Genomic DNA, 25,027 nt, shown 5'->3' on the forward strand with positions numbered 1-25,027 from the left:
GGTTGAAACGAAGGGGGAGACGTCGGATCAGGCGCCCTGCGGACACTGCGCGGTCGTTTCTCCAGAGCCATGCAGGCGCAGCCCGATGAGGATGAGCGCGAGCGCACTCACAGGAGCGAGGGCGGCCACCCACGGCAGCGCCGTCAGCCCGGGGCCATGCGAGATGACCACGCCGCCCGCCCACGCGCCTAGCGCATTGCCGAGGTTGAACGCGGCAATGTTGAAGCTCGACGCGATGCTCTGGCCCGCACCGTGCGCTTTCTCCAGCACCCACATCTGCAGCGGCGGCACGGTCGAGAACGCCACCGCGCCCAGCAGTGCCACGAACACCACGACCCACACCTTGTCGTGCACGGCAAACGTCATCAGGGCAAGCGTCACGGCCAGCGCCACCAGCGTGCCGATGAGCGTGCCGCGCAGGTGGCGGTCGGCGAGCCGTCCGCCGACGAGGTTGCCGACGATGAGCCCGCCGCCGAACACGAGCATCACCGGTGAGACCGCCGCGCTTGTGTAGCCCGTCACTTCCGTGATGAGCGGCGCGATGTACGTGAACACCGCAAGCACGCCCGCATAGCCGAGCACGGTTGTGAGGAGGCCAAGCAGCACGGGGCCGCGCATCAGCACGCGTATGTCCTGACGCCAGTCTCCCGCGTCGGCCGGCGCAGCTTCGTGCGGCACGAAGCGAGCGATGACGCTCAGCGCGACCACGCCGATGACCACGATCGCCCAGAACGTAGCGCGCCAGCCGTACGCCTGGCCAAGCCACGTGCCGAGCGGCACACCGAGGATGGAGGCGACCGTCAGCCCCGTGAACATGATGGCGATGGCCGAGGCGCGGCGGTTGGGCGGCACGAGGCCCGTGGCCACCACCGACCCGACGCCGAAGAAGGTGCCGTGCGCAAAGGCCGTCAACACGCGTGCGGCCATCAGCAGGGCGTAGCCGGGCGCCAGCGCGCACGCCGCGTTGCCGATCGTGAAAATGACCATCAGCCCGACCAGCACGGCCTTGCGTGGCCAGCGCGCCGTCAGCGCGGTCAACACCGGCGCGCCGAGCACCACGCCGAACGCGTAGCCGGAAATCAGCAGCCCCGCCTGGGCGACGGTCACGTGCAGGTCTGTGCCGACTTCGAGCAGCAGCCCCATCAAGACGAATTCGGTGACGCCGATGCCGAATGCACCGGCTGTCAGGGCAAGTAAAGCGACGGGCATGATCCGTAATCTCCAAACGCCGAGGGCCACGCGGGAAACGCGCCGCAGTGGCGGAACGGAGGCCAGTATGTCGAAGCGGCAGCCTGTGCGATAGACTGCCTGCAAGAACAACATCTATGAATTCAAATCACAATGGCGCGGCTCGATGTCAATCGCTTCGGCGAGATGGAAGTCTTCGTGCGGGTGGTGGAGCAGGGCGGTTTCTCGGCGGCGGCGCGGGCGTGCCGGATGACGCCGTCGGCGGTGAGCAAGCTGGTCGCGCGGCTGGAAGCCCGGCTGGGCGCGCGACTCGTGAACCGCTCGACGCGGCGCTTTCAGCTCACGCCCGAGGGCGCCGCGTTCTATGAGCGCAGCGTGGCGGTGCTGGCCGATCTCGACGAGGCCGAGCGCGCAGCATCCGCCGGGGCGCAGCCCTCGGGGCGTTTGCGGATCAACGCGAATGTGCCGGTCGGCACGCATTTGCTGCTGCCGATCGTGCCGGCCTTCCTGGCGTGCCATCCACAGGTGTCGCTCGACATTGCCCTGACCGACCGCGTGGTCGACCTGCTGGAAGACCGCACCGACGTGGCGTTGCGCAGCGGCCCGCTGAAGAACTCCCGGCTGGTGGCGCGCAAGCTGGGCCAGACGCGCCTGCTCGTGGTGGCCTCGCCGGCGTACCTCGCGCGCGCCGGTACGCCGCGCACGCCGGCGGATCTCGCCCACCACAATTGCCTGGCGTTCAGCTACGTGCGGGCGGTCAACGGCTGGCCCTTCCTCAAGCGCGGCCGCCGCACCGAAATCATGCCGCAGGGCAATGCACAGATCAGCGACGGCGAGGCGCTGCGCGCGGTGGCCGTGGCGGGCCTGGGCCTTGCGCGGCTGGCGGAGTTCCAGGTGCGCGCCGATCTCGATGCCGGCCGGCTGGTGCCCGTGCTGGAGGACTACAACCCCGGCGAGACGGAGGACATCCACGCCGTCTATGTCGGCCAGGGCGCGCATTTGCCGGCGCGCGTGCGTGCATTCCTCGACTTTCTGGTCACGCACGTGAAGGTTGCCTAGGCGGCGGCCTCCCCACGCTGGAAGGGCAGCGCGGCGGGATTCGCAAATCCCTTCAAGTTGCGCGGCGCCCTGCCGTTTACCGCTCACATATGTGTGCTTGAACGGGGGAGACGCGATGTCACAGCATTCGCAGCACGAAGTCGATGAACGGACCAATCTGACCAACAACAACCGCTTCGAGCTGTTGCTGTTCCGCCTGGGCGAGTCTGCGCGCTCGAACCAGCGCGAGTTGTTCGGTATCAACGTGTTCAAGGTGCGCGAGATCATGGTCATGCCGCCCGTGACGCACGTGGCGGACGCCGGCGCGCACATCCTCGGCGCCGTGAACGTGCGCGGCCAGATCATCCCGGTCATTGACCTCGCCAGCGTGATCGGCACCCGCAACGGCAACGCCAACATCCTCTTGATTACCGAATACGCGCGCTCCACGCAGGGCTTTGCCGTGGAAGAGGTGGACGAGATCGTGCGCCTGGAATGGAGCCAGATCTTTCCGGCCGAGGCGAGCGTGGGCAGCAGCAACATCACCAGCCTTGCCCGACTGGATGGCAGCGCCGACAACTCGCGCCTCGCGCAGGTCATCGACGTCGAACAGATCCTGGTGGACGTGTTCCCGACCCGCCGTACCGACCTCGCGCCCGACAACGACGAGCGTCCGATCAGGCTTCCGGCGGGTGCGAAGCTGCTCGTGGCCGATGACTCGGGCCTTGCGCGTTCGCTGATCGCCAACGGCCTCGAGGCAATGGGCGCGCCGTATGTGATGACCAAGAGCGGGCAGGAGGCGTGGGACACGCTGCAGAACATCGCGCGCGATGCCGCCCGCGAAGGCAAGACCGTACGCGACAAGATCGCCCTCGTGCTGACCGATCTCGAGATGCCCGAGATGGACGGTTTCACGCTCACGCGCAAGATCAAATCCGAGCCGGCGTTCCAGTCGATCCCGGTGGTGATCCACTCCTCGCTGTCGGGCTCGGCGAATGAAGACCACGTGCGCCGCGTTGGCGCCAACGGCTACGTCGCCAAGTTCGAGGCCAACGAGCTCGCGCAGGCAATTGCTTCGGCGCTGGGCTGACGTCTATTTGCTGCGCGCATCATGGTCGCCGCCAAGCGGGTCGACGATGATCATGGTGCGATCGAGCACGCCGTTGTCGTCAAAGTAGGCGCTGAAGTGCGCCTGCTGATAGCCGTTGGTGAGCATCCGGTATGACCACGCTTCGCGCCTCATGAGCGGGTAATACTGCGTGGGCTCGCGCGGCGTGCCGAAACGCTCGAGCACGTCGCGCTTGGTCCACGTGCCGGGGCGGGCTTCGAAGATTTCCTTCTCCGTCAGCATCTGGCGAAAGCGCGTGAGCCTGCCGCCGGCATCGAAGTCGGCCGCATAGACTTCGTGGCCCATGGGTTGTTTCGAATAGATCCAGCGGTGCGTTCCATCGGCGAGCGCGTAGGTCTCGGTGGGCGTGCCGAAGGTCTCGCGCACGGCACTTTCCGGCTGGCCGATCATCTTCTGCGCCGTCTGCACCGGCGTGAACGCCGCACACGCGCTCAACACCAGCGCAGCCGCGCCAATCCATTTGCCCAATCGCATCTGCATGGTGGTTCTCCAAAGTCGCCTGGCTTGATGGTAAACACGCCAGGCGCAAGCACTATTCCATCGCTCGCCGGGGCCGCAGGCTCTACAGGCCGTTTTCCACCATCTCGACCACGCGCAGTGCGATGGCGCCGGTCTGCTCCGGCGGGCGTCCGCGCAGCGGCCCGTCGATGATGAGCAGCGCCAGGCCGTGCACGGCAGACCACGCGAGGTACTCCGCACCCGGGCGGCGCTCGGCGGGCAACACGCCGGCTGCCGTCATGCGGTCCAGGGCCCTGCCCAGCAACTGGAACGGATTCAGGCCGCTGTTGCCCGCCTTGTCCGGATCCACGTCGTTTTCCACTTCATCCGGCACGGCAAATGCGGTGCGGAACAGGCCCGTCTCCATTTGCGCAAATCGCAGGTATCCCACGCCGATGGCACGCAGCGACGCGCGCGCCTGCACGTCTTGCGGCCAGTTCGGGTCGATGGTGCCGAGTTCGGCTTCCATCGCGCGGGCCAGCGCCGCCAGCGCCGCGGCCCGCACCGCCTGAAGCAGGTCCATCCGCCCGGCAAAGTGCCGGTACGCCGCGTTCGGCACCACGCCGGCGCGGCGCGTGGCTTCGCGCAGCACGATGGCCTCGGGGCCGCCGGCACGCGCGAGTTCGATGCCGGCGTCCAGCAGCGCCCGGCGCAGGTCGCCATGGCGGTACGTCGTGCGTGCGGGCGGTCGGGGTGGCTCCTGGGACATGCAGTCAATCTCCGAAAATTCGATGTGGACACCGTCCATTATGTCTGCTATCGTTTGTGGACAGTGTTCACAAATCAACCCTAGACGCTGTTGTGCACCTTTCCAAGCCTGGAATGCGGCAGAAGTTCAGGAGGCCTACATGACGGATGCCACAAGCCAGGCAGACGATGAAGCGCAACTGCGTGCACTGATCGGCGAGTGGGCGGCCGCCGTGCGCGACAAGGACATCGATGCCGTGATGCGGCATTACGCACCCGATGTGGTCGTGTTCGACGTGATGCCGCCGCTGTTCGTAAAGGGCGCGCAGGCATACCGCCGCAACTGGCAGGGCTGGTTTGATGCGCTGGTGGACAAAGCCGATTTCCAGTTCATCGAGTTGCATCTTGAGGTGGGTGGTGATCTGGCCTATTGCTTTAGCACGAACCGTTTGCGCGCGCGCTATCGCGATGGCACGCAGCACGATGCGCAGACGCGCGCCACGGTGTGCTTTCGCAAGATCGACGGCCGCTGGTGGGTCGTGCACGAGCATGCCTCGGTACCGATGCCCGTGTCCGGCCAGCACGCGACGGATGACGTTCTTCACTGAGATGTAACCCCTGACCGCGCGATGCGATGCGCGGGTTTGCGGTCCCTACTAACCCAAGGAGTTGTGATGCAAGTTCAACCGTATCTGTTCTTCGAAGGCCGTTGTGAAGAAGCGCTCGAGTTCTACAAGAAGACGCTCGATGCCAAGGTCGACATGCTGATGCGTTTCAAGGACGCACCCCCGGGAGCCGAGCCCAAGGCCGACCAGTGCGGCGGCGTTGCACCGCCTGCCGACAAGGTCATGCACGCGGCCTTCCGCGTTGGCGACACCGTCGTGATGGCGTCGGACGGCATGGCTTCGGGCAAGGCCGATTTCAAGGGCTTCGGCCTTTCGGTGAGCGTGCCCGACACGGCCGCCGCCGAGCGCACGTTCCGGGCGCTCAGCGACGGCGGCCAGGTCACGATGCCGATGGCCGAGACGTTTTTCGCCAACGCATTCGGCATGGCCATCGACCGCTTCGGCGTCACGTGGATGGTGATTGCGCCCAAGCCGATGTAACGTTGCGCACTTGCCGCAGACGGCCGCCGCGAGGTGGCCGTTCTTTGTTTGAGACATCCCGATCGCAACGAGGAGTGCATTCATGACGCACGGCATCGACGAACGCAAACGCTGGCTTGCTCTCATCGTGCTCTGCCTGGGCGTGCTGATGATCGTGCTGGATACGACCATCGTCAATGTGGCACTGCCGTCCATCCGGGCGGATCTGGGTTTTACCGAAACGTCGCTGGTGTGGGTCGTCAACGCCTATATGCTGACCTTCGGCGGCTTCCTGCTGCTCGGCGGCCGGCTGGGCGACCTGTTCGGCCATCGCAAGATGTTCCTGCTCGGCATCACGTTGTTCACGCTGGCCTCGGCTGCATGCGGGCTGGCGAATTCGCAAGGTCTGCTCATCACGGCACGCGCGGTGCAAGGGCTGGGCGGGGCCGTGGTGTCGGCGGTGTCGCTGTCGCTCATCATGAACCTGTTCACCTCGCCGGCAGATCGCGCCAAGGCGATGGGGATCTACGGTTTTGTATGCGCCGGCGGCGGCAGCATCGGCGTCCTGCTGGGCGGGCTGCTGACGAGTGCACTGAGCTGGCACTGGATCTTCCTGGTGAACCTGCCGATCGGCGTGGCCGTCTACGCGGCGTGCGTGGCGCTCCTGCCGGCCGGCCGGCCGCTGGCTGACCGCACCAGGCTGGACGTGGCGGGCGCCATTACCGTGACCGCATCGCTGATGCTGGCGGTGTACGCGGTGGTGCACGGCAACGAAGCGGGCTGGACTTCCACGCAAACGCTGACGCAGCTGGGCATTGCCGTGGCATTGATGGCCGCGTTCCTGATCATCGAATCGCGGGTGTCGCATCCGCTCATGCCGCTGCACATGTTTGCACTGCGCAACGTGGCCACGGCCAATGTGGTGGGCGTGCTGTGGGCGGCTGCAATGTTCGCGTGGTTCTTCATCTCGGCGCTGTACATGCAGCGCGTGCTGGGCTACAGCGCGATGCAGGTCGGGCTGGCGTTCCTGCCGGCCAACGTCATCATGGCGGTGTTCTCGCTGGGGCTGTCGGCCAAGCTGGTGATGCGCTTTGGGATCCGTGCGCCGCTGTCGCTCGGCCTGCTGGTGGCGGCGGCCGGCCTCGTGCTGTTTGCACGCGCGCCGGCCGGCGGCAGCTTTGTGCTTGATGTGCTGCCCGGCATGCTGCTGCTGGGGCTGGGTGCGGGCGTCGCGTTCAACCCTGTGCTGCTGGCCGCCATGAGCGATGTTGCGCCCGACGAATCGGGCCTGGCGTCGGGCGTGGTCAACACGTCCTTCATGATGGGCGGTGCACTGGGCCTGGCCATCCTGGCGAGCCTGGCGGCAGGGCGCACGGATGGGTTGGCCGCGGCCGGCGCGGATGCGGCGACGGCGCTCAATGGCGGCTATCACCTCGCCTTTCTGCTGGGCGCCATTGCGGCGGTGCTGGCGTCTGCATTGGCCGGCGCGTTCGTGCGCACGCGGCCGCATGCCGCGCACGGCGAGGCCTCTTCCGCCGCGTCGATCTAGTTTTCGTCCGCACAAACAGGTTCACCGCATGTCTGTATCAAGGCATGCGGTGAAACCTGTTATTGACCGACCGGTCGGACGGTTTATAATCGATCCAGCCCCAGCGCGGCATCGGATGATGCGTCGTGCACATCCGCGTTCCGGTGTGTGCCCGGCACGCGCGCGGCCCGGAGGATCGCATGTACACCCAAAGCCTGGACCAGCCCGGCGGGCTGCCGACCGAACAGGAACTGGCCAACGTGCCGCAGGACGAGGCTGCGCTGCAGGCGCGCTTCGATGCGCGCATCGGCGCCGACCAGAAAATCGAGCCGCAGGACTGGATGCCTGCGCCATACCGCAAGACGCTGCTGCGGCAGATCTCGCAGCACGCGCATTCGGAAGTGGTGGGCATGCTGCCCGAGGGCAACTGGATCAGCCGCGCGCCGTCGCTCAAGCGCAAGGCCATCCTGCTGGCCAAGGTGCAGGATGAAGCGGGCCATGGCCTGTATCTCTATTCCGCTGCGGAAACGCTCGGCAGCTCGCGCGACGAGATGATCGACGCACTGCACGAGGGCCGCGCGAAATACTCGTCGATCTTCAATTACCCGACGCTGTCATGGGCAGATGTGGGCGTGATCGGCTGGCTGGTCGATGGCGCGGCGATCATGAACCAGGTACCGCTGTGCCGCTGCTCGTACGGCCCCTATGCGCGCGCGATGATCCGCATCTGCAAGGAGGAGTCGTTCCATCAGCGCCAGGGCTTTGAATCGCTGCTGACGATGATGCGCGGCACACAGGCGCAGCGCGACATGGTGCAGGAGGCCGTCAACCGCTGGTGGTTCCCGGTGCTGATGATGTTCGGCCCGCCGGATACCGCCTCGCCCAACAGCGCGCAGACGATGGCCTGGGGCATCAAGCGCATCTCGAACGACGACCTGCGCCAGCGCTTCGTCGATGCCACGGTCGAGCAGGCGCGCGTGCTCGGCGTGACGCTGCCCGACCCAGGGCTCCAATGGAATGAAGCGCGCGGCCACTATGATTTTTCGCCGCTCGACTGGTCCGAATTCAAGCGCGTGCTCGACGGCCACGGCCCATGCAACCGCGAGCGCCTCGCCACGCGCCGGCGTGCACACGAAGAGGGCGAATGGGTACGAGAGGCCGCGCTCGCCTATGCACGCAAGCAGGCCGAGCGCGCGGCCGCCAACCAGCAAGCCGCCTGAGGAGTACACCATGCATCAACACGAATGGCCGCTGTGGGAAGTGTTCATCCGCAGCAAGCAGGGCCTGGAGCACAAGCACTGCGGGAGCCTGCATGCCGTGGACGCCAAGCAGGCGCTGCAGATGGCGCGCGATGTGTATACGCGCCGGCAGGAAGGCATCTCGATCTGGGTCGTGCCGTCGTCTGCCATCACCGCGAGCGAGCCTGACGACAAGCCGATGCTGTTCGACCCGATGGCCGACAAGATCTACCGGCATCCGACGTTCTATCGGCTGCCCGATGAAGTCAACCACATGTGAGCGGCGCGATGAGTTCTGACGCGCATCTGCAATACATCCTTCGCCTTGCTGACAACGCGCTCATTCTTGGCCAGCGCAATGCGGAGTGGACGGGTCACGGGCCTGTGCTGGAAGAAGACATCGCCTTGTCCAACCTCAGCCTCGACCTGATTGGCCAGGCGCGGCTGCTGTACACGCACGCGGGGCAGCTCGAAGGCGAGCTGACCGGCCAGCCTCGCACGGAAGACGACTACGCCTACTGGCGCGCCGAGCAGGCCTTTCGCAACTACACGCTGCTCGAGCTGCCGCATGCCGGACCGATGGTGGCAACGTCGTCGGCCGCGCGCGACTATGCCGTCACGATCGTCCGCCACTTCCTGTATGCCGCGCTGATGGTACCGATGTGGCAGGCGCTTACGGCGTCGTCCGACAGCGAGCTGGCCGCGATTGCCGCCAAGTCGGTCAAGGAGATGCGCTACCACCTCGCCCACACGCGCGACTGGCTCGTGCGCTTTGGCGACGGCACCGAGACATCGCATGCGCGCGCGCAGGCCGCGGTCGACTGGCTGATGCCGTACACCAACGAGTTCTTTGCCACCGACGCGGTGGAGGACGCCGTAGCGGACGCTGGCATCGGGGTACGGCCCGCCGACCTGCGCGACACATGGGAGGCGACGGTGCGCGATGCAGTGGACGAGGCCAGGCTCGCGTGGCCGGAGTCCGGCCCGTACGTCAGCACGGGCAAGCAGGGCGTGCATTCCGAACACATGGGCTACCTGCTGGCCGAGATGCAAGGGCTCGCGCGCCAGTTCCCGGGGGCATCGTGGTAGCGCAACCGAGCGCTTCTGCTGACATGGACGCACGGCTGCGCCGCGCGCGGGCCGCCTTGGAAGCCGTGACGGACCCGGAAATCCCGGTGATCACGATCGCCGAACTCGGCATCCTGCGCGATGTGCAGGTCGACGAAACCGGGACGTTGGTCGCAACGATCACGCCCACGTATTCCGGGTGCCCCGCGATGGACCAGATTGCCGATGACGTCGGCCATGCGCTCCAGGCAGCGGACGTGGGCCCGTATCGCGTGCGTTCGGTCCTGTCACCGGCGTGGACCACCGACTGGATGACCGCGCAAGGGCGGCGCAAGCTGCGCGAATTCGGGATCGCCCCGCCCATGCATTGGGCGGGTGCGGGGGATGCGCGCGCCATCCACCTCGTACGGCCGGCCCACGCCGAGCACGTGCCCTGCCCACAATGCGGATCCCAGGACACGGTGCTCGTGTCCGCTTTCGGCTCGACCGCGTGCAAGGCGCTATACCGCTGCCGCGCCTGCCGCGAGCCGTTCGATTACTTCAAGCCGTACTGAGCCGAGCGACCGCCATGACTCCGCAATTCCACCCGCTGCGCGTTGCCGAGGTGCGCAGCGAGACTGCCGACACGATCTCCGTGCGCTTCGATGTGCCGGAGCCTCTGCGTGACGCCTATCGGTTCAAGCAAGGGCAGTTTCTGACGCTGCGTGTGCCGCCGGGGCAGTTGCCGGGGCAGGACGAGCTGCGCCGCTCGTATTCGATCTGCTGCGCGGTGCAGGACTATGACCAGCACGGCGAGCTGCGCGTGGCCGTCAAGCGCGTCGATGCGGGTGTGTTCTCCAACCATCTGCACGACCGCATCCGTGTGGGGCAGAGCCTCGACGTGCTGCCGCCCGATGGACGCTTCTATGTGCCGCTGGCTCCCGAGAACGCGCGGCACTACGTCGCCTTTGCAGCGGGCAGCGGCATCACCCCGATCCTCTCGCTCATCAAGACCACGCTGGCTGCCGAGCCGCAAAGCCGCTTCACGCTGGTCTACGGCAATCGCAGCGTCGACAGCATCATCTTTGGCGAGGCACTGGAAGACCTGAAAGACCGCTACCTCGATCGGTTCGCGCTGTACCACGTGCTGTCGCGCCAGGCGCAGGAGATTGCGCTGTTCAACGGCCGGCTCGATGGCGCCAAGACGCATGCGTTCCTCGATGCGCTGATCCCGCCGGACGACATCGATGCCGCCTTCATCTGCGGCCCGTCAACGATGATCGATGCGGTGGAAGCCGCGCTGCTCGAGCGCGGCGTGCCGCGCGAGCGCGTGCATGCGGAGCGCTTTGGCGTGCCGGTGGGCGATGCTTCTGCCAAGCCGCGCAAGCACGCCGCCGTGGGGGGCGATGTGGCATTGACGGTTGTGCTCGACGGCAAATCGCATGAGGTGCCGATGGCGGGCGACGCCAAGGTACTCGACAGCGCGTTGAGCGCGGGGCTCGATCTGCCTTATGCCTGCAAGGGCGGGGTGTGCTGTACGTGCCGCGCCAAGGTGCTCGAAGGGCGCATGGAGATGGAAAAGAACTTCACGCTGGAAGACTGGGAAATCCAGCAGGGCTTTGTGCTGACCTGCCAGGCGCGGCCGCTGACGCAGCGTGTGGTGGTCAGCTACGACGAGCGCTAGGCGCGGCAGACAACACTGCCGCGGTGACGCGTGCCGACGCCGACGGTCCAACCGGTACCGAGTGCTCGTTACTGCGGGAGGCGCAACGACGCCATGGCCGGTTTGCTTGCGGCTCTGAAGCTCACGGTCGCGTCTTGCCGCCCAGGCCGTTCTCGAGCATGTCGATGACCATCTCGGCATAGCCTTCGTAGGAGAGCGGCCCGTCGGGTTTGAGCCAGGTGAACGTCCAGTTCATCATGCCGAACAGCATCATGGTGATGGGCGTGCGGTTGGCGTCGTCCACCTTGTCCGGGTACGCCGCGCCGAGTTGCCGCCCCACGGCGGCCACGACGTCGCGTTCGCGTGCGAGCACGATGTCGCGCTGCTCGGGCGAGAGGTATTTCACATCGTTGAGCAAGGCCACGTGCCGCGTGCGCGAGGTCGCGTATTCGGCCAGGAACGTGCGCACCAGCAGGTGCAGCGTGGCGCGCGCCGACAGCTTGGCGTGGCGCGCATCGCTCTTTGCGCGTTCGACGAGATCCACCAGCCGGCGCGTGTAGCGATCGAGCAGATCGAACAGGATCGCTTCCTTGCCCTCGTAGTAGTGGTACAGGCGCGACTTCGATCCGCCGCACGCCGCGGCAAGCTGGTTCATCGACACGCTCGGGTAGCTGTCGGCCGCAAAGGCCTCGGCGGCGGTGTCGAGCACGCTTTCGCGGCGCAGTTCGAATTCGTCTTCGTTCTTGACGCGGGACATGTGTGGCGGCACATCGGTTGGATGGCCGCCATGTTAACCGGCCGCGTTGCCGCGTGTCGATGCATTAGACCGTTTCCTGCACCGCGAGGAAATCCAGCACGGCTTCCAGGAAGGCATCCGGCTGTTCCACGTTGGCAAGGTGGACGGTGTCCAGCACGCGCAGTTGCGCGCCGGGGATGGCTGCCGCGATTTCCTCGCCATGCTGCAAGGAGGTAACCGTGTCGTGCCGGCCCGCGATGACGAGCGTCGGATGCGTGATCAGCGTGATCGTGCGGCGCAGGTCGGCATCGCGCACCGCCGCCCAGCCGCCGAGGATGCCCTCGCGCGGGGTGGCCAGCAGCGTGCGGCGGAACAGCGCCACGGCGGGGTCGTTCGCTTCCAGCAGGCGGGCAGGAAACCAGTTGCGCGACGGCGGATGATGCAAGCGCCGGCAGCTTGAGGACGCCGCTCAGGGCCTCTGCATGCCGAGGCGCGCGCGCCACGCCTGGCGGCGGCCGCGCATCCATTCCACCGTGCGGCGGCCCAGCGCAATGGACGGCTGTTCGACGTAACGATGCAGCAGCGCAGCCAGCGCCACCGTGAGGCCGAGATTGATGGCAAAGAGCATCAGCTGCGTGCCGATCCACTCCGGTGCCAGTACGCCCACCACGCGGTGCGTGGACTCGATGACGCTTGGATGCACGAGATACAGCGCATAGGAAATCTCACCAAGCCAGACGGCCATGCGCGGTACGCGCAGTGTGCCGCAGTGCTCCATTGCCACCATGCCGACGAGCAGCGCACCGGCGGGGAGTCCCCGTCCAACCAGGTCGAACTTGGGAACGGGCCCGATCACCGACAGCACGAAGGTGGTCACACCCAAGACCATCAGCACACGAGCCAGCGCGGGCGTCAGCCGATGCCGATGCGCCGCATACAGCCACCCCAGTCCCGCGCCGAGCAGGAACTCGAGCACCAGCGGGTTGGCCGCCATGGCCTGCAGCGGCGTGGCCCAGTCATACAGCGCTTCCGGGCTGCGTTGCACGAGACCGTCGTGCCAGAACGGCATGATGACCGTGGTCGTGAACAACCCGAGCGCGACGACGGCAAGCGCGCGCCGGCCGAACAGCGCCAGCCCCACCGCGCACAGTGCGTAGAAGAAGACTTCGTAGTTGAGCGACCAGCCGACATACAGCGCCGGATAGCCGAAATACGGCGCGTCCGTGTTGGCTTGGGGCAGGAACGCCAGTGACGTCAACAACACGCCTGTCGAGACCGGGTTCAGCCATGTCGAGTGGAGCACCGACATCAGCCAGTAAGGCGGCACAAGCCGGAACGCCCGCTTCACCAGGAACTCGCCGGGCGGCTCGGGCCCCTTCGGGCCCAGGATGGCGGCCCAGGCGATGATGAAGCCGCTGATGACGAAGAACACGTCCACGCCGACATGCCCACGCTTGATCACGTGCGTGGTTAGCCACGCCAGTGCAGGAATGTCGGCATGGGCGAGGGCGAGGCCCGAGTGGAATACCACCACGTAGAGGGCGGCAAAGCCCCGCAGCGCCTGGATGCTGAGGAGAGACGACGTTGAACGGTTCACGCACGATGGACGACCTTGCGCAACCGAGGTTCCGCAGCCGTCTCGTTGTCGAAACTCAACCTGCCGAGCAAGCGACGTGCCGACCGCTCAACCGATACGGCCGCAGCGGGCCGCACGCTCCAGCAGCAGCGCGCGCTCCTGCCCATTGCGGGCGAGGGCGGCGGCACGTTCGTACTCCGCGCGGGCCTCGTCCAGCCGGTCAAGACGCGCAAGAAGATCTGCGCGCACGCTGGGCAGCAGGTGATAGCCGCGCAGGGCTGGTTCCGTCAGCAGCGTATCGGCAATCTCGAGCCCTGCCGCTGGGCCATAGGCCATGGCGACGGCCACAGCGCGATTCAGTTCCACGACCGGAGACGGCGTGAGCTGGGCGAGCGCATCGTACAGCGCGGCAATGCGCATCCAGTCGGTCTGGTCGGCAGTGCGTGCGCTGGCATGGCATGCCGCGATGGCGGCCTGCAAGCCGTACGACCCCAGCCCCTTGCCGCACGCCTGCGCTTGGGCCAGTGCCGCAAAGCCGCGCCGGACGAGCAGGTAGTCCCACCGGCTGCGGTCCTGATCCATGAGCAGGATCGGTCGGCCGCCCGGTCCTACGCGTGCACGCAGCCGCGAGGCCTGCAGTTCCATCAAGGCCAGCAGGCCGTGCACTTCCGGCTCGTTGGGCATGAGCCCGGCCAGGATGCGGCCCAGGCGCTGCGCTTCTTCGCACAGGGTGGGGCGCGTCCAGTCGTCGCCGGCGGTAGCGGCATAGCCTTCGTTGAAGATGAGATAGACGACCTGCAGCACGGCCGAAAGCCGCTCCGGCAACTGGCCCGCCTCGGGCAGCTCGAACGGCACGCGCGCGGCGGACAGCGTCTTCTTCGCACGCACGATGCGTTGTGCGATGGTGGGCTCCGGCACCAGGAAGGCGCGGGCGATCTCATCGGTTGTCAGGCCGCCCAACATGCGCAGCGTGAGCGCCACGCGACCCTCGTGCGGCAGCACCGGATGGCACGCGATGAAGAGCAGGCGCAGCAGGTCGTCGCCGACGGCCTCGTCGCGCGCGGTTTCGGCATCGGCATGGGCCAGTTCCTGCTCGACCTCCAGCTCGATGGCGAGCAGTGCACGCTTCTGCTCGGCAAGCGTGTGATGGCGCAGCCGGTCGATGGCGCGGTGCTTGGCAGTGGCCGTGAGCCACGCCGCCGGGTTATCCGGAATGCCCGATGCCGGCCATTGTTCGAGCGCGGCAACGAGCGCATCCTGCGCCAGCTCTTCGGCCAGGCCCACATCGCGCAGCAGCCGCGCGAGCCCGGCGATGATCCTGGCCGACTCGATGCGCCACACCGCCTCGATGGTGCGGTGGATGGCGTGCGATGCCTGCGTTGAGTCGGCCATGGACGGCATGCGGGACGGGCTTACGGCTGCTTCGCTGCGAGCTCCGCGCGCAGGCGTTCTTCACGCTCGCGCGCTTCCGGCGTGAACTCCGCACCAAAATCTTCCGCCTCGAAAACGCGCCGCACTTCGAGGCGCACATTGCCGCCGCCGTCGAGCCCGGGCCAGCGCTTGACCCATTCGAGCGCTTCTTCTTCCGACTTCACCTGCAGCATCGTGTAGCCGGCGATGAGCTCCTTGGCCTCGGCAAACGGGCCGTCGATGACGGTCGGCTTGCCGCCTCGGAACTCCACGCGCGCGCCGCGCGAACTTGGGTGCAGGCCTTCGCCGCCCAGCAGCACGCCGGCCTTGGCGAGCTCTTCCATGTAGTTGCCCATGGCGTTGAGCAGTTCTTCGCTGGGCATCACGCCGGCTTCGGTGTCCTTGTCGGCCATTCGCAGGACCATGAATCGCATGGGGTTCTCCTTGGGGGTTGGGTCGGGAGGAGGCGCGAGCGTTTCGCGCCCCTACCTGCACGTCGAATGAAGGGTGGCCGGAATCGACACGTCCCGTTGTCAAAAGTGTAACGAGATGTAAATGGCGGGCGGTGTCACTGCCGCAAGGCGGCGGCCGTTGCGGCCGGGGAGCCGGTGGCGCATGGTGCCGGGGCCGCGTCGCCCAGCTCGTTGGCGCGATAGGACTCGCCCCATTCCCGCAGGCTGATGAGCACGGGCGCCAGCGATTCGCCGAGCGGCGTCAGGGCGTATTCCACCTTGGGCGGCACCTGCGGATAGACGTGCCGCTCGATCACGCCGTCGGCCTCCAGTTCGCGCAACTGCAGCGTGAGCATGCGCTGCGTGGCATTGGGGATGAGCCGCGTCAGCTCCATGAAGCGCTTCTTTCCCGGCAGCAGGTGAAACAGGATCACCGGCTTCCACACGCCACCGATCACGGAAAGGGTGACTTCGACCGCGCAGCCGCTCTTGCCATCCAGACGTTTCAGACGCATGAGTTGATACCTACAAAAATGATAGTACTGGTCAAAATTGTGCGTTCTTGCGAGCTTCGACGTACGCCACGACAATGCCTGCATCGCAGCCGTTGCGCAAGTGTTTGCAAGGCTGTCGTCTGCCAACCGTTCTGCTGAGGACCCTTCACCATGAAAGGCATCACCCTGCGCCAGCCCGCTGGCCTCGACCAACTTCAATACGTCGATTTGCCCGATCCCGGCCAGCCCCGCGCCGGAGAAATCCGCGTGCGTGTGCACGCCAGCTCCCTGAACTTTCACGACCTGGGCGTCGTGACCGGCAAGATGCCGAGCGCCGACGGCCGCATCCCGATGTCCGACGGCGCCGGCGTGGTCGAGGCGGTCGGCGAGGGCGTCGAGGAATTTGCCGTGGGCGATTCGGTGGTGTCGACGTTCTTCCCGACGTGGCTGGACGGCGGCCCCACCATCAGCGATTTCCAGACGGTGCCCGGCGACGGCGTGGACGGGTACGCACGCGAATACGTCGTCCGCCCCGCGCACTGGTTCACCCACGCACCGCGCGGCTACACCCACGCAGAAGCCGCCACACTGACCACGGCCGGGCTCACCGCGTGGCGGGCGCTGGTCGTCGACGCGCGGCTGAAGGCGGGCGACACCGTACTGGTGCTCGGTACGGGCGGCGTGTCGATCTTCGCGCTGCAGTTTGCCAAGCTGATGGGCGCCAGCGTGATCGCAACGTCGTCGTCGGATGAAAAGCTCGAGCGCGTGCGCGCACTCGGCGCAGACCACACGATCAACTATCGGCGCGATACCGACTGGGCCGCCAAGGTGCTCGAATACACCAACGGCCGTGGCGTCGATCAGGTGATCGAAGTCGGCGGGCCGGATACGCTGGCGCAATCCATCCAGGCGTGCCGCACGGGGGGCCACATCTCATTGATCGGGGTGCTGACCGGCATTGCCGGCCCGGTGCCGACGGTCGAGCTGATGCGCCGCCACCAGACGCTGCAGGGCCTGATCGTGGGCAGCCGCAGCCAGCAGCGCGACATGGTCCGCGCGATTGAGGCCACGGGGATGAAGCCCGTGATCGACCGCACGTTCGCGCTGCCGGACATTGGCGAGGCGTTTGCGCATCAGGCCGCCGGCAAGCATTTCGGCAAGCTTTGCCTGTCGATCTGAACGTGGGGTTGGTGGCGTGCCCACCCCACAGCGGAGGTGCCGGGCCCAGACCATTGGGCCGGGCACATACCGGCGCTAGACCGTGAAGAACTCCGGACGCTGGCGGCGCGTGATTTCAAGCACGGGAAGCACGCGGTCCAGATGCTCGCGCATGGCGCGCACGGCCTGCTTCGGGTTGCTCGAGGCCAGCGCGTCGATCACGGCGCGGTGCTCCGCGAGCACCTCGCTCATGCGCCCTTCCAGCGGAAGCGTCAGCAACCGGTAGCGGTCGATCTGCGTCTTGACGTCCAGGATGATCTGCCACACACCGGGGTAACCCGACAGCTCGGCCAGCGTGGCGTGAAACGCTTCGTCGGTGCGGAAGAAACCGCGGCGGTTGCCTTCTCGCGCGCATTGGGCCTGGCGCTCGAGCACGACGTTGAGCTTGTGGATGCCCTCGGGCGTCATGCGCTCGGCTGCCTTCTCGATGATGGCGGCCTCCAGCGCGCTACGCACGAGCATGGCTTCTTCGAGCGTATTGAGCGGGATGCGCGAGACGAACGTACCGACGCGCGCCTGGACATCGATGAGCCCCTCTTCAGCGAGCCGCTGCACAGCCTCGTGAACGGGCGTGCGGCTGGTGCCGAACTCTTCCGCCAGCGCTTTCTCGACGATGCGCGTGCCCGGCAGCAGTTCCATCTCGACGATGCGCTCGCGCAGGCTCAGATACACGCGGCGGGACGCGGTCATGGTGGCCGGATCCTCAGACGGCGAGGGGCGTTGGCGCGAAGTCATATGGCTCGCAACAGGATTCGGGGTGGCAAGGGAAAGGTCGGCAACGCACTGCCTGAGGCTGTCGGCATGGGCCGGTCCGATGGCGTTGCGGGCATCATGATAGCGGCAAAGCTCACGCGCCCGAATGGAAGGCAGACAGGTGCAGCGTGTGCAAACCGTGCCCGGCAGGCCGGGCGCTCAGCACCGGTGGACCATGCCGATGGGGTGCCGAAGATGGCCTGGGCAGCGCACCTGCAGTAGCCCCGGCGGTGTACTGCATGCTGGTGTTAGACACCGCAACGTCGAACTGCGGCGGGGGCGTGTGCGAACCCGGCGGCGCCGACGGGTAGCCAGCGTTGAGGGCCGATGCGGGCACTCGAAACCCAATGCGTCAGCGGCGGCTTCAATACCGCTACGGAGCTCGGACCGCGCTCAGGCTGCCTGCTTGGTCGCGCTCATGTAGTTGCGGTTGTAGTTCAGCACACGCCCGGTGGCGAGATCGAAACCGATGCGGCCCGTGAGTGTTTCGAGGGCGCGGCCGTACAGGTGGAAGTGCCGGGTCGGAGTGTTGCCGACGACGTGGATGCTGTGGATGTCGTCGTCCAGGAAGGTGATGGGCGTGCCCGGCTGCACCACCACCTCGCGCGCCAGGCTCAGCGTGGCCCGTTCCGGATCACGGCCGTCATCGGTGCGCGTGTAGACGCGGTTCAGCTCTTCGCCTTCCAGCGCGACGATCACCGCCCATGTGGTGTGGTTGTGCGGTGGCGTCGCCTTGCCGGGGTTGATGGAGTTCAGGTACAGCGCGAAAGTCTTGTCCGCCTCTTCATGCAGGAGGTAGCGGCTGGAGGCATCGGCATCGTCCGCAGGGGGCGGCGGAAAGGCGTCGAACGGAAACAGCGACTCCTGCGCGGCCAGTTCCTGGAGCCGCTCTGCAATGCGTGCAAGCGATGCGCGCGTGATGCCGTCCTGCGCTGCTATCGCACGGACGGCGACGAGGGTTTGACGGATGGCGTGGTCGCGTTGCTCGGCGAGGCTCATGGCAGATCAGGTCAGAGGAAGGACACCGGAGTGTAGAACGCTGAACCGGCGCCACCAACGCATGATCCTGCATATGGATAGATGCATCGCTTCGTTCTCGCGTGCGTGCCGGCGTGCCTACCATGGCTGCCTCCAGCAACCGCAGAATACGCATCCACGCGAGGCCCGCATGTCCGTTCCATCCATCCACGCCACCACGCTCAAGACCTGGTTGCATGACGGTGCCGAGATCGCGCTGTTCGACGTGCGCGAAGCCGGCGAGTTTGGTGAAGGGCACCTGTTTCTGGCCACGCCCGTGCCCTACAGCCGGCTGGAGGTGGAAGCCGTGCGGCTGGCACCCCGGCGCGCCGTGCGCCTCGTCGTGACCGATGCCGATGGCGGCGCCCTCGCTACACTGGCTGCGCGGCGCCTGACCGATCTCGGTTACACCAGCGTGCACGTGCTGGAAGGCGGCAATGCGGCTTGGCAGGCCGCGGGGTATGCGCTGTTCCAGGGTGTCAACGTGCCGTCCAAGACGTTCGGCGAGCTCGCGGAACTGGCTTACCAGACGCCGCATATCACGGCGGGCGAGCTCGCCGCCTGGCAACGTGAACACAAGCGGCACATCTTGCTCGATGGGCGCACCGTCGCCGAATACCGCCGCATGACGATTCCCGGTGCGGTGTCGTGCCCGAACGGTGAACTGGCGCTGCGTGCGCCTGCGCTCATCCCGGATGACGACACGCCCGTCGTCGTCAATTGCGCGGGCCGCACGCGCAGCATCATCGGTGCGCAGACGCTGCGCAACCTCGGCCTGCGCAACCCGATCTATGCCCTGGAAAACGGTACGCAGGGCTGGCAACTGCATGGCCTCGCGCTCGAGCACGGCGCAGACCGTCGCTACCCCGACACGATCGACGTGCCTGCGCGCCGCCGTGCGCAGGAAGCCGTCACCGAGCTGTCGCGCCGGTTTGCCGTACCCAGCGTCACCGCCGCCGATGTCCGGGCCGAGCGGCAGCGCGACGCGCGCACGGTCTTCCTGCTCGATGTGCGCCCTGCCGAGGCGTTTGCACGCGGCAGCCTTCCAGGGGCGGTGCATGCGCCGGGCGGCCAGCTGCTGCAGGCGACGGACCAATACGTTGGCGTGCGCGGGGCTCGGCTGATCGTCTTCGACGACGATGGCATCCGCGCGCCGGTGATCGTCAGCTGGCTGCGGCAGATGGGCCACGATGCCGTCGTGCTCGACGGTGGCCTGAGCGAGGCGAATGCCGCCGCACTCGTGCAAAGCGACGCGGCGTGGCAGCCGCCCGCGCTCTCTGGCATCGCTGCCGCAGCGCTGCACAATGGCCTCCCGCATGGGCAGACGCAGGTGTTCGATCTGCGCAGCAGCGCGGCCTATCGCGCGGGCCACATCCCCGGCGCACGCTGGGCGACACGGCGCCAGTTGGCTGGTGTGCGTGGCGTGCATGTGGTGCTCGTCGATGACGATCCCGCTGTCAGCGCGCTGGCCGCGGTGGACGTGCGCGAGCACGGCGCCGCGTCCGTGCAGCGCCTGGATGGCGGCATCCCTGCCTGGCACGCCGCCGGATATCCGCTCGAAGCCACGCCCGCAATGCCGACCGACCCCGAGCGCATCGATTACCTCTTCTTCGTGCACGACCGCCACGACGGCAATCTCGAGGCGGCGCGCGGCTACCTGGCCTGGGAAGTCGGCCTCGTGGCGCAACTCGATGCGCTGGAACGCGCCGCCTTCAAGCCCGGCTTGCCCGCGCACGCGCGTGCCGCATCCGAAGCCAACGAAGTGGAGGCCCAATGACGCACGACGTCCGCCAAGCCTCCGGAGCGCTGGCCACCCGCATCGTCCACGCAGGCAGTCCGCCGTTTGTGAATGGCACCGCGCCTGTCAACGTGCCTGTCGAGCGCACGAGCACCGTGCGCCATGCCAGCACGGCGGCCCAGCACGATGTGCATGCGCGCCGCAAGGCCGGCGAGAACGTCGCAAGCTACGGCCGCCATGGCTCACAGACGCACCGCGCCCTGGAAGACGCATTGCTGGCGCTTGAAGGCGGCGTGCGCGCGTTCCTGGTGCCCTCCGGCCTGTCAGCGATTTCGCTGACCTTTCTCGCGCTGCTTTCGCCCGGCGACCACGTCATCGTGACGGATAGCATCTACGCCCCCGTGCGACGGCTCGATGCGGCGCTGTTGCAGCGGCTTGGCATCGAGCTGTCGTACGTGGACCTGGCTGACGGACAGCTCGAAGCGGCCATCCGGCCGCATACGCGGCTGATCTATACGGAATCGCCCGGGTCACTGCTGTACGAAATCTATGACCTGCCCGCCATTGCGAGCGTGGCGCGGCGCCATGACATTGTGCTGGCGACGGACAACACCTGGGCGTCGGGCATCCTGTTTCGTCCGCTGGATGCAGGGGCGGATATTTCTGTGCTGGCCGCCACCAAGTACGTGGCGGGGCATTCTGATGTGATGCTGGGCGCGGTCATCGCCCGCACGGATGCCGTGGCCGCACGCCTAGCAGCCGCGCACGATGTGCTCGGCCTCACCATCGGGGCAGACGACGCCTACCTCGCCCTGCGCGGCGTGCGTACGCTGCCCGTGCGCATGGCGCAGCACCAGCACAATGCCACGCGCGTCGCCCGCTGGCTGCAATCGCAGCCCGGTGTCGGCCGGGTGTATTACCCCGCGCTGCCGGATGACCCGGGCCACGCGCTGTGGAAGCGCGATTTCAAGGGCGCGAACGGCCTGGTTTCGTTCGTGCTCGAAGGTGCCGACGTGCAGGCAGCCGAGCACGTAGCCGATGCGCTGCGCTTGTTCGCCATTGGCGCATCGTGGGGCGGCTACGAAAGCCTCGTCACCGTCGTGGCACCGGAGCGTCTGGATGACCACGCGCAGTGGAACCGGGCCGGCGCCGTGCTCCGCCTGCACGTCGGGCTGGAAGACGCGGACGATCTGATAGCCGATCTGGCGCAGGCGTTGCAGCGCGTGCCTGCGGCGGCGTTGCATGCCATTGACGGGTGAGTTTCAGGTGGTCAGACCGCAAACGCCGCGCTGCTGAAGGCGGCGTGCCACGGTGCGTGCGGGGCCGGCGCTGCACCGGCATGCCCGGACAGCGCACGCCGCAGGAACGCACGCGTGCGTCCGCTGGCCGGGGACGCGAACAACTGTGCCGCAGGCCCGCGCTCCACCACCACGCCGTGTTCTGTGAATACCACCTCATCACTGATCGCGCGCGCGAAGGCCATCTCGTGCGTGACGAGCACGCAGGTGAGCCCATCGTCTACCAGCGCTTCGATCACGTTGAGCACTTCGCCCACGGTTTCGGGGTCGAGCGCGGACGTGACTTCATCAAACAGGATCAGCTCCGGGCGCATCGCCAACGCACGCGCAATCGCCACGCGCTGCTGCTGGCCGCCGGAGAGCTGGCCAGGGTAGGCGCGGGCCTTGTCGGCCAGGCCCACCTTGCTGAGCAGCGCGTGCGCGTCGGACTCCGCCTCCTGGCGGCTGCGGCCGAGCACGCGCACGGGCGCTGCGGTGAGGTTGTCCAGCACGCTCAGATGCGGAAACAGGTTGTACTGCTGGAACACGAAACCAATGCGCTTGCGCAGGGCAGTCGTTTCGGCTTCCGTGGCAAGCTGGTCAACGCGAATGCCATCCACCGCGATGCTGCCGCGCTGTGGGCGCAGCAATCCGCTGATGCAGCGCAGGAGCGTCGACTTGCCCGACCCCGACGGGCCGATGATGGACACGGCCTGGCCTCGCCGAACATCGAGATCGATACCGCGCAGGACGTGCGTGGTGCCGAAGCTCAGGTGCACGTCGCGCAATGCGACCAGTGGCCCGGCGGCGTAGGCATCGGGCGACGCGTCGAGAGGCAGGAGATCAGGCGACGACATGGGCGCGCTCCAGGCGCCGGGTCAGGCGCGAAATGGGGTAGCAGTAAACGAAGAACAGGGCGAGCACGGTGAAATACGTCAGCACCGTAAACGGCGTGCGGTTGACGGTGTTGCTCGCGATCTGCGCGGTGTCGAGCAGGTCGTGAACGCCCACCAGCGACGCCATTGCCGTGCCCATGGTGATGACCGCATACAGGTTCATCCACGAGGGCAGCATGCGGCGCACGCATTGCGGCAGCACGATGCGCCAGAGGATGTCGCGGCGCGTGAAGGCGAGCGATGCGGCTGCCTCCCATTGCGTGGACGGAATGGAGAGCACCGCGCCCCGGAAGATCTCGGCCACGTGTGCGCTGGCGGGCAACGCGAGCGCCAGCGTCACCTTGAACCAGTCGGGAAACGGCACGACATGGCCGCGCACGACAACCTCGAATGGCACGGCATACGCAATCCCGTAGACCAGCACAAGCCACGGCGCATTGCGAAAGGCCACAACGTAGGTCCCGGCCACGCGTTGCCAGCCGCGTGCGGGCGACAGATGCAGCGCGCCCACCGCAAGCCCCGCCAGCGAACCGAGGCCAACCGCCAGCACGCTGATGCCGATGTTGATGCTCAGTCCGCGCAGCAGGGCGGGTGACCAGTGCAGCAAGGTCGCAAACAGGGTCTCAGGCATGCGCGGCTCCTGCGATGGCCCTGGCCTGGCCGGCTGTGCCGTAACCCGGCATGCGCAGGCGCCGTTCCAGCCACAGCCCGATGGCGTGCACGGCATAGGTGACCACGCCGTAGAACAGCAGCAACAGCACCATGCATTCGAGCACGTTGTCACGTTGCGTCCAGATCATCAGCGCGCTGTAGGTGAGGTCGCCCACCGCGATGGCCGATGCCAGCGATGACGCTTTCACCAGCTCCACCGTGTTGTTCATCAGCGAGGGCAGTGCGGCGCGAAACGCCAGCGGAAGCTGCACGCGCCACAGCCGTTCCCGCGCGCTGAAGCCGAGCGACGCGGCGGCTTCGAGCATGGCGGGCGGCACGGCTTCGATGCCGGCGCGCAGTGCTTCTGCGTGGAAGGCTGCCTTGTGCAGCGAGAGCAGCGTTACCGCCCAGAAGAACGGCGTGAGCGGATTGGCCAACTGCCACTGCGCCAACGTCTGCGTGATGAGCGTGTTGACGACCAGGAACGCGCAGCACAACTGCACCAGCGTGGGCGTGTTCCGCGTGAGTTCGACAAAGCCCTGCGCAAGCCGCGTCACACGCCTGTGCGGCGACACCAGCAGGCGTGCCAGCCCCACGCCAAAGACAAGGCTCAGCACCACGGTGCTCAACATCACCAGCAGCGACGTCTTCGCACCCTGCAGGAGCGAGTTGCGCTCGTAGGCTTCAGCCAGGAACCCGTAGTCGAGGCCGGTGTGGCGGACCAGCGCAATCGCGCGCAGAAGCAGGTCGTCGGTCAACGGCAGATCCTCGGTCAGCTGCGATTGGCGCGCAGCTTGTCATGCCACTCCACCAGCGCGGGCGAGGGCGGCTGGATGCCATGCTTCTTCTCGGTTTCGATCAGCCAGCCGGTGCGGTGCCAGCCCTGCACGATGCGATCGAGCGCGGCCACCGTGTCGTTCTCGCCCTTGCGTGCCCAGATGACGGTGGGCGCGGGAATGAGGTCGGGGCCGACGACGCGGTAGTCCTTCCATTCCGGGTTGGTGCGCGGCAGCGGCTGCAGCAGCGTAGCGTCGTGTACGGCCGCGGCGCAGTTGTTGCCGCGCAGGGCCAGCAGCGATTCGGCGGGGCTCTTGAAGCCCTTGGGCGTGGCGCCGATGTCGGCGGCCAGCGGCTTGGTGTAGCTGCTGCCTTGCGACAGGCACACGTCCTTGCCCTTGAGGTCGCTCCACTGGTGCACGGGGCTGTCTTTAGGGACGAGCGCCACGCCACCCACGCGGTAGTAGGGCGTCGGCACGTGCGCCAGGAGTTCCGCGCGTTCCGCATTCAGTTCCATCGATGCCACGAGCACATCGACGCGCCCCTGCTGCAGAAACTGCACGCGGTTGGACGGCTGCACCTGCACGGTCTCGACTTCGACGCCCAGCCCGCGCCCCAGCGCCTGTGCAAGGTCAACGTTGAAGCCGGTCGCCCGCTGCGTGGCGGGGTCGATGGAGCCAAACGGGCCGCCTGACAGCACGACGCCCACTACCAGCTTCTTGCGCTGCTGGATCTTGTCGAGCGTGGCATCGGCATGGGCCGTAGCGGCCACCAGCAGTGAGGCGGCAGCCACCGCGGCTGAAAAAAAACGGAACCCAGCAGAACGAGCGGACATTGCATGCAGCCCATGGTTTTGGAGGCAGCCATTGTCGAAGAAGCCCATCGTGCGGGGAACGAATAAAAACTGGAAACGTTATGCGCTCCTGATGCC

At 66.9% G+C, this 25,027-nt stretch carries 28 protein-coding genes; 13 read left to right on the forward strand and 15 right to left on the reverse strand.

The window, feature by feature from the left end; genetic code table 11:
• Positions 1-27: 27 nt before the first annotated feature.
• On the reverse strand, positions 28-1,209 hold the full coding sequence (locus KHN96_RS04595) for an MFS transporter (protein ID WP_062738147.1): 1,182 nt from the start codon (positions 1,207-1,209) through the stop codon (positions 28-30).
• A 132-nt stretch (positions 1,210-1,341) separates the two neighbouring features.
• Between KHN96_RS04595 and KHN96_RS04600 the strand changes: the two genes are divergently transcribed.
• Both KHN96_RS04600 and KHN96_RS04605 read left to right on the forward strand, forming a co-directional pair.
• Positions 1,342-2,247: a LysR family transcriptional regulator gene (locus KHN96_RS04600; RefSeq protein ID WP_062738148.1), complete on the forward strand. Its 906-nt coding sequence runs from the start codon at positions 1,342-1,344 to the stop codon at positions 2,245-2,247.
• A gap of 115 nt (positions 2,248-2,362) precedes the next feature.
• A complete protein-coding gene (locus KHN96_RS04605) occupies positions 2,363-3,316 on the forward strand; it encodes a chemotaxis protein (RefSeq protein ID WP_045218507.1) in 954 nt (317 codons plus the stop codon).
• Between the two features lie 3 nt (positions 3,317-3,319).
• Here the strand turns inward: KHN96_RS04605 and KHN96_RS04610 are convergent, their stop codons facing one another.
• The gene (locus KHN96_RS04610) at positions 3,320-3,835 is read right to left on the reverse strand and encodes a hypothetical protein (protein ID WP_062738149.1); all 516 of its coding nucleotides are present in this window, start codon (positions 3,833-3,835) and stop codon (positions 3,320-3,322) included.
• A gap of 82 nt (positions 3,836-3,917) precedes the next feature.
• Positions 3,918-4,562, reverse strand: a complete 645-nt coding sequence (locus KHN96_RS04615; RefSeq protein WP_062738263.1) for a TetR/AcrR family transcriptional regulator — start codon at positions 4,560-4,562, stop codon at positions 3,918-3,920.
• A gap of 139 nt (positions 4,563-4,701) precedes the next feature.
• Between KHN96_RS04615 and KHN96_RS04620 the strand changes: the two genes are divergently transcribed.
• From KHN96_RS04620 to paaE, 8 genes are all read left to right on the forward strand, one after another.
• Positions 4,702-5,148 (forward strand): YybH family protein, encoded by a 447-nt coding sequence (locus tag KHN96_RS04620; protein WP_045218504.1) that lies wholly within the window; start codon positions 4,702-4,704, stop codon positions 5,146-5,148.
• A gap of 66 nt (positions 5,149-5,214) precedes the next feature.
• Positions 5,215-5,646, forward strand: coding sequence for a VOC family protein (locus tag KHN96_RS04625; protein ID WP_045218503.1), 432 nt, complete (start codon positions 5,215-5,217; stop codon positions 5,644-5,646).
• Positions 5,647-5,728: 82 nt separating this feature from the next.
• Positions 5,729-7,174 carry a DHA2 family efflux MFS transporter permease subunit gene (locus KHN96_RS04630; RefSeq protein WP_062738150.1) on the forward strand — a complete coding sequence of 482 codons (1,446 nt, stop codon included), beginning with the start codon at positions 5,729-5,731 and terminating at the stop codon, positions 7,172-7,174.
• A 179-nt stretch (positions 7,175-7,353) separates the two neighbouring features.
• Positions 7,354-8,373 carry a 1,2-phenylacetyl-CoA epoxidase subunit PaaA gene (gene paaA, locus KHN96_RS04635; protein ID WP_062738151.1) on the forward strand — a complete coding sequence of 340 codons (1,020 nt, stop codon included), beginning with the start codon at positions 7,354-7,356 and terminating at the stop codon, positions 8,371-8,373.
• Positions 8,374-8,383: 10 nt separating this feature from the next.
• Positions 8,384-8,671, forward strand: a complete 288-nt coding sequence (paaB, locus tag KHN96_RS04640) for a 1,2-phenylacetyl-CoA epoxidase subunit PaaB (protein ID WP_045218496.1) — start codon at positions 8,384-8,386, stop codon at positions 8,669-8,671.
• Positions 8,672-8,679: 8 nt separating this feature from the next.
• Positions 8,680-9,480 (forward strand): 1,2-phenylacetyl-CoA epoxidase subunit PaaC, encoded by an 801-nt coding sequence (gene paaC, locus KHN96_RS04645; RefSeq protein ID WP_062738152.1) that lies wholly within the window; start codon positions 8,680-8,682, stop codon positions 9,478-9,480.
• Between the two features lie 23 nt (positions 9,481-9,503).
• The gene (paaD, locus tag KHN96_RS04650; protein ID WP_045218491.1) at positions 9,504-10,013 is read left to right on the forward strand and encodes a 1,2-phenylacetyl-CoA epoxidase subunit PaaD; all 510 of its coding nucleotides are present in this window, start codon (positions 9,504-9,506) and stop codon (positions 10,011-10,013) included.
• A gap of 14 nt (positions 10,014-10,027) precedes the next feature.
• Positions 10,028-11,122 (forward strand): 1,2-phenylacetyl-CoA epoxidase subunit PaaE, encoded by a 1,095-nt coding sequence (gene paaE, locus KHN96_RS04655; RefSeq protein ID WP_062738153.1) that lies wholly within the window; start codon positions 10,028-10,030, stop codon positions 11,120-11,122.
• 121 nt (positions 11,123-11,243) lie between these two features.
• On the opposite strand, the gene KHN96_RS04660 is transcribed toward paaE, so the two are convergent.
• From KHN96_RS04660 to KHN96_RS04685, 6 genes are all read right to left on the reverse strand, one after another.
• Positions 11,244-11,858 carry a TetR/AcrR family transcriptional regulator gene (locus KHN96_RS04660; protein ID WP_045218486.1) on the reverse strand — a complete coding sequence of 205 codons (615 nt, stop codon included), beginning with the start codon at positions 11,856-11,858 and terminating at the stop codon, positions 11,244-11,246.
• 64 nt (positions 11,859-11,922) lie between these two features.
• The gene (locus tag KHN96_RS04665) at positions 11,923-12,282 is read right to left on the reverse strand and encodes an alpha/beta hydrolase (RefSeq protein ID WP_373994668.1); all 360 of its coding nucleotides are present in this window, start codon (positions 12,280-12,282) and stop codon (positions 11,923-11,925) included.
• A 24-nt stretch (positions 12,283-12,306) separates the two neighbouring features.
• A complete protein-coding gene (locus tag KHN96_RS04670; protein WP_062738154.1) occupies positions 12,307-13,434 on the reverse strand; it encodes an acyltransferase family protein in 1,128 nt (375 codons plus the stop codon).
• Positions 13,435-13,521: 87 nt separating this feature from the next.
• Positions 13,522-14,805, reverse strand: coding sequence for an RNA polymerase sigma factor (locus KHN96_RS04675; RefSeq protein ID WP_062738264.1), 1,284 nt, complete (start codon positions 14,803-14,805; stop codon positions 13,522-13,524).
• A gap of 20 nt (positions 14,806-14,825) precedes the next feature.
• Positions 14,826-15,257 carry a YciI family protein gene (locus tag KHN96_RS04680; protein WP_045218482.1) on the reverse strand — a complete coding sequence of 144 codons (432 nt, stop codon included), beginning with the start codon at positions 15,255-15,257 and terminating at the stop codon, positions 14,826-14,828.
• Between the two features lie 134 nt (positions 15,258-15,391).
• Positions 15,392-15,790 carry a winged helix-turn-helix transcriptional regulator gene (locus tag KHN96_RS04685; RefSeq protein ID WP_045218481.1) on the reverse strand — a complete coding sequence of 133 codons (399 nt, stop codon included), beginning with the start codon at positions 15,788-15,790 and terminating at the stop codon, positions 15,392-15,394.
• A 150-nt stretch (positions 15,791-15,940) separates the two neighbouring features.
• On the opposite strand from KHN96_RS04685, the gene KHN96_RS04690 reads away from it, so the two are divergent.
• Positions 15,941-16,948, forward strand: a complete 1,008-nt coding sequence (locus KHN96_RS04690; RefSeq protein ID WP_045218479.1) for a zinc-dependent alcohol dehydrogenase family protein — start codon at positions 15,941-15,943, stop codon at positions 16,946-16,948.
• A 75-nt stretch (positions 16,949-17,023) separates the two neighbouring features.
• On the opposite strand, the gene KHN96_RS04695 is transcribed toward KHN96_RS04690, so the two are convergent.
• On the reverse strand, positions 17,024-17,677 hold the full coding sequence (locus tag KHN96_RS04695; protein WP_045220266.1) for a GntR family transcriptional regulator: 654 nt from the start codon (positions 17,675-17,677) through the stop codon (positions 17,024-17,026).
• A gap of 456 nt (positions 17,678-18,133) precedes the next feature.
• Positions 18,134-18,739: a cysteine dioxygenase family protein gene (locus KHN96_RS04700; RefSeq protein ID WP_062738155.1), complete on the reverse strand. Its 606-nt coding sequence runs from the start codon at positions 18,737-18,739 to the stop codon at positions 18,134-18,136.
• Positions 18,740-18,908: 169 nt separating this feature from the next.
• On the opposite strand from KHN96_RS04700, the gene KHN96_RS04705 reads away from it, so the two are divergent.
• Positions 18,909-20,534, forward strand: a complete 1,626-nt coding sequence (locus KHN96_RS04705) for a rhodanese-like domain-containing protein (RefSeq protein WP_062738265.1) — start codon at positions 18,909-18,911, stop codon at positions 20,532-20,534.
• A complete protein-coding gene (metC, locus tag KHN96_RS04710) occupies positions 20,531-21,754 on the forward strand; it encodes a cystathionine beta-lyase (protein WP_062738156.1) in 1,224 nt (407 codons plus the stop codon). The genes KHN96_RS04705 and metC overlap by 4 nt, the downstream gene beginning before the upstream one ends.
• Positions 21,755-21,765: 11 nt before the next feature.
• Here the strand turns inward: metC and KHN96_RS04715 are convergent, their stop codons facing one another.
• Genes KHN96_RS04715 through KHN96_RS04730 form a run of 4 tightly spaced genes read right to left on the reverse strand, consistent with a single transcriptional unit; the run spans position 21,766 to position 24,931 of the window.
• Positions 21,766-22,629 (reverse strand): amino acid ABC transporter ATP-binding protein, encoded by an 864-nt coding sequence (locus KHN96_RS04715; RefSeq protein WP_045218471.1) that lies wholly within the window; start codon positions 22,627-22,629, stop codon positions 21,766-21,768.
• Positions 22,616-23,299, reverse strand: coding sequence for an amino acid ABC transporter permease (locus KHN96_RS04720; RefSeq protein WP_045218469.1), 684 nt, complete (start codon positions 23,297-23,299; stop codon positions 22,616-22,618). The genes KHN96_RS04715 and KHN96_RS04720 overlap by 14 nt, the downstream gene beginning before the upstream one ends.
• Entirely contained in the window at positions 23,292-24,077 is a 786-nt protein-coding gene (locus tag KHN96_RS04725) for an amino acid ABC transporter permease (RefSeq protein ID WP_062738157.1), read from the reverse strand. The genes KHN96_RS04720 and KHN96_RS04725 overlap by 8 nt, the downstream gene beginning before the upstream one ends.
• 14 nt (positions 24,078-24,091) lie before the next feature.
• On the reverse strand, positions 24,092-24,931 hold the full coding sequence (locus KHN96_RS04730) for a transporter substrate-binding domain-containing protein (protein ID WP_062738266.1): 840 nt from the start codon (positions 24,929-24,931) through the stop codon (positions 24,092-24,094).
• Positions 24,932-25,027: the final 96 nt, after the last annotated feature.

The sequence above is a fragment of the Ralstonia mannitolilytica genome (assembly GCF_905397375.1).
In the GTDB taxonomy this organism is placed as follows: domain Bacteria; phylum Pseudomonadota; class Gammaproteobacteria; order Burkholderiales; family Burkholderiaceae; genus Ralstonia; species Ralstonia mannitolilytica.

Excerpts from the sequence above, each read along its gene's own strand:
- KHN96_RS04690 (WP_045218479.1), top strand. The coding sequence starts at position 15,941 with ATGAAAGGCATCACCCTGCGCCAGCCCGCTGGCCTCGACCAACTTCAA.
- KHN96_RS04600 (WP_062738148.1), top strand. The coding sequence starts at position 1,342 with ATGGCGCGGCTCGATGTCAATCGCTTCGGCGAGATGGAAGTCTTCGTG.
- paaE (WP_062738153.1), top strand. The coding sequence starts at position 10,028 with ATGACTCCGCAATTCCACCCGCTGCGCGTTGCCGAGGTGCGCAGCGAG.
- paaB (WP_045218496.1), top strand. The coding sequence starts at position 8,384 with ATGCATCAACACGAATGGCCGCTGTGGGAAGTGTTCATCCGCAGCAAG.
- KHN96_RS04700 (WP_062738155.1), bottom strand. The coding sequence starts at position 18,739 with ATGAGCCTCGCCGAGCAACGCGACCACGCCATCCGTCAAACCCTCGTC.
- KHN96_RS04625 (WP_045218503.1), top strand. The coding sequence starts at position 5,215 with ATGCAAGTTCAACCGTATCTGTTCTTCGAAGGCCGTTGTGAAGAAGCG.
- KHN96_RS04685 (WP_045218481.1), bottom strand. The coding sequence starts at position 15,790 with ATGCGTCTGAAACGTCTGGATGGCAAGAGCGGCTGCGCGGTCGAAGTC.
- paaD (WP_045218491.1), top strand. The coding sequence starts at position 9,504 with ATGGACGCACGGCTGCGCCGCGCGCGGGCCGCCTTGGAAGCCGTGACG.
- paaC (WP_062738152.1), top strand. The coding sequence starts at position 8,680 with ATGAGTTCTGACGCGCATCTGCAATACATCCTTCGCCTTGCTGACAAC.
- KHN96_RS04595 (WP_062738147.1), bottom strand. The coding sequence starts at position 1,209 with ATGCCCGTCGCTTTACTTGCCCTGACAGCCGGTGCATTCGGCATCGGC.
- KHN96_RS04620 (WP_045218504.1), top strand. The coding sequence starts at position 4,702 with ATGACGGATGCCACAAGCCAGGCAGACGATGAAGCGCAACTGCGTGCA.
- KHN96_RS04630 (WP_062738150.1), top strand. The coding sequence starts at position 5,729 with ATGACGCACGGCATCGACGAACGCAAACGCTGGCTTGCTCTCATCGTG.
- KHN96_RS04660 (WP_045218486.1), bottom strand. The coding sequence starts at position 11,858 with ATGTCCCGCGTCAAGAACGAAGACGAATTCGAACTGCGCCGCGAAAGC.
- KHN96_RS04705 (WP_062738265.1), top strand. The coding sequence starts at position 18,909 with ATGTCCGTTCCATCCATCCACGCCACCACGCTCAAGACCTGGTTGCAT.
- KHN96_RS04675 (WP_062738264.1), bottom strand. The coding sequence starts at position 14,805 with ATGGCCGACTCAACGCAGGCATCGCACGCCATCCACCGCACCATCGAG.
- KHN96_RS04720 (WP_045218469.1), bottom strand. The coding sequence starts at position 23,299 with ATGCCTGAGACCCTGTTTGCGACCTTGCTGCACTGGTCACCCGCCCTG.
- KHN96_RS04680 (WP_045218482.1), bottom strand. The coding sequence starts at position 15,257 with ATGCGATTCATGGTCCTGCGAATGGCCGACAAGGACACCGAAGCCGGC.
- metC (WP_062738156.1), top strand. The coding sequence starts at position 20,531 with ATGACGCACGACGTCCGCCAAGCCTCCGGAGCGCTGGCCACCCGCATC.
- KHN96_RS04695 (WP_045220266.1), bottom strand. The coding sequence starts at position 17,677 with ATGACCGCGTCCCGCCGCGTGTATCTGAGCCTGCGCGAGCGCATCGTC.
- paaA (WP_062738151.1), top strand. The coding sequence starts at position 7,354 with ATGTACACCCAAAGCCTGGACCAGCCCGGCGGGCTGCCGACCGAACAG.
- KHN96_RS04610 (WP_062738149.1), bottom strand. The coding sequence starts at position 3,835 with ATGCAGATGCGATTGGGCAAATGGATTGGCGCGGCTGCGCTGGTGTTG.
- KHN96_RS04605 (WP_045218507.1), top strand. The coding sequence starts at position 2,363 with ATGTCACAGCATTCGCAGCACGAAGTCGATGAACGGACCAATCTGACC.
- KHN96_RS04730 (WP_062738266.1), bottom strand. The coding sequence starts at position 24,931 with ATGTCCGCTCGTTCTGCTGGGTTCCGTTTTTTTTCAGCCGCGGTGGCT.
- KHN96_RS04615 (WP_062738263.1), bottom strand. The coding sequence starts at position 4,562 with ATGTCCCAGGAGCCACCCCGACCGCCCGCACGCACGACGTACCGCCAT.
- KHN96_RS04715 (WP_045218471.1), bottom strand. The coding sequence starts at position 22,629 with ATGTCGTCGCCTGATCTCCTGCCTCTCGACGCGTCGCCCGATGCCTAC.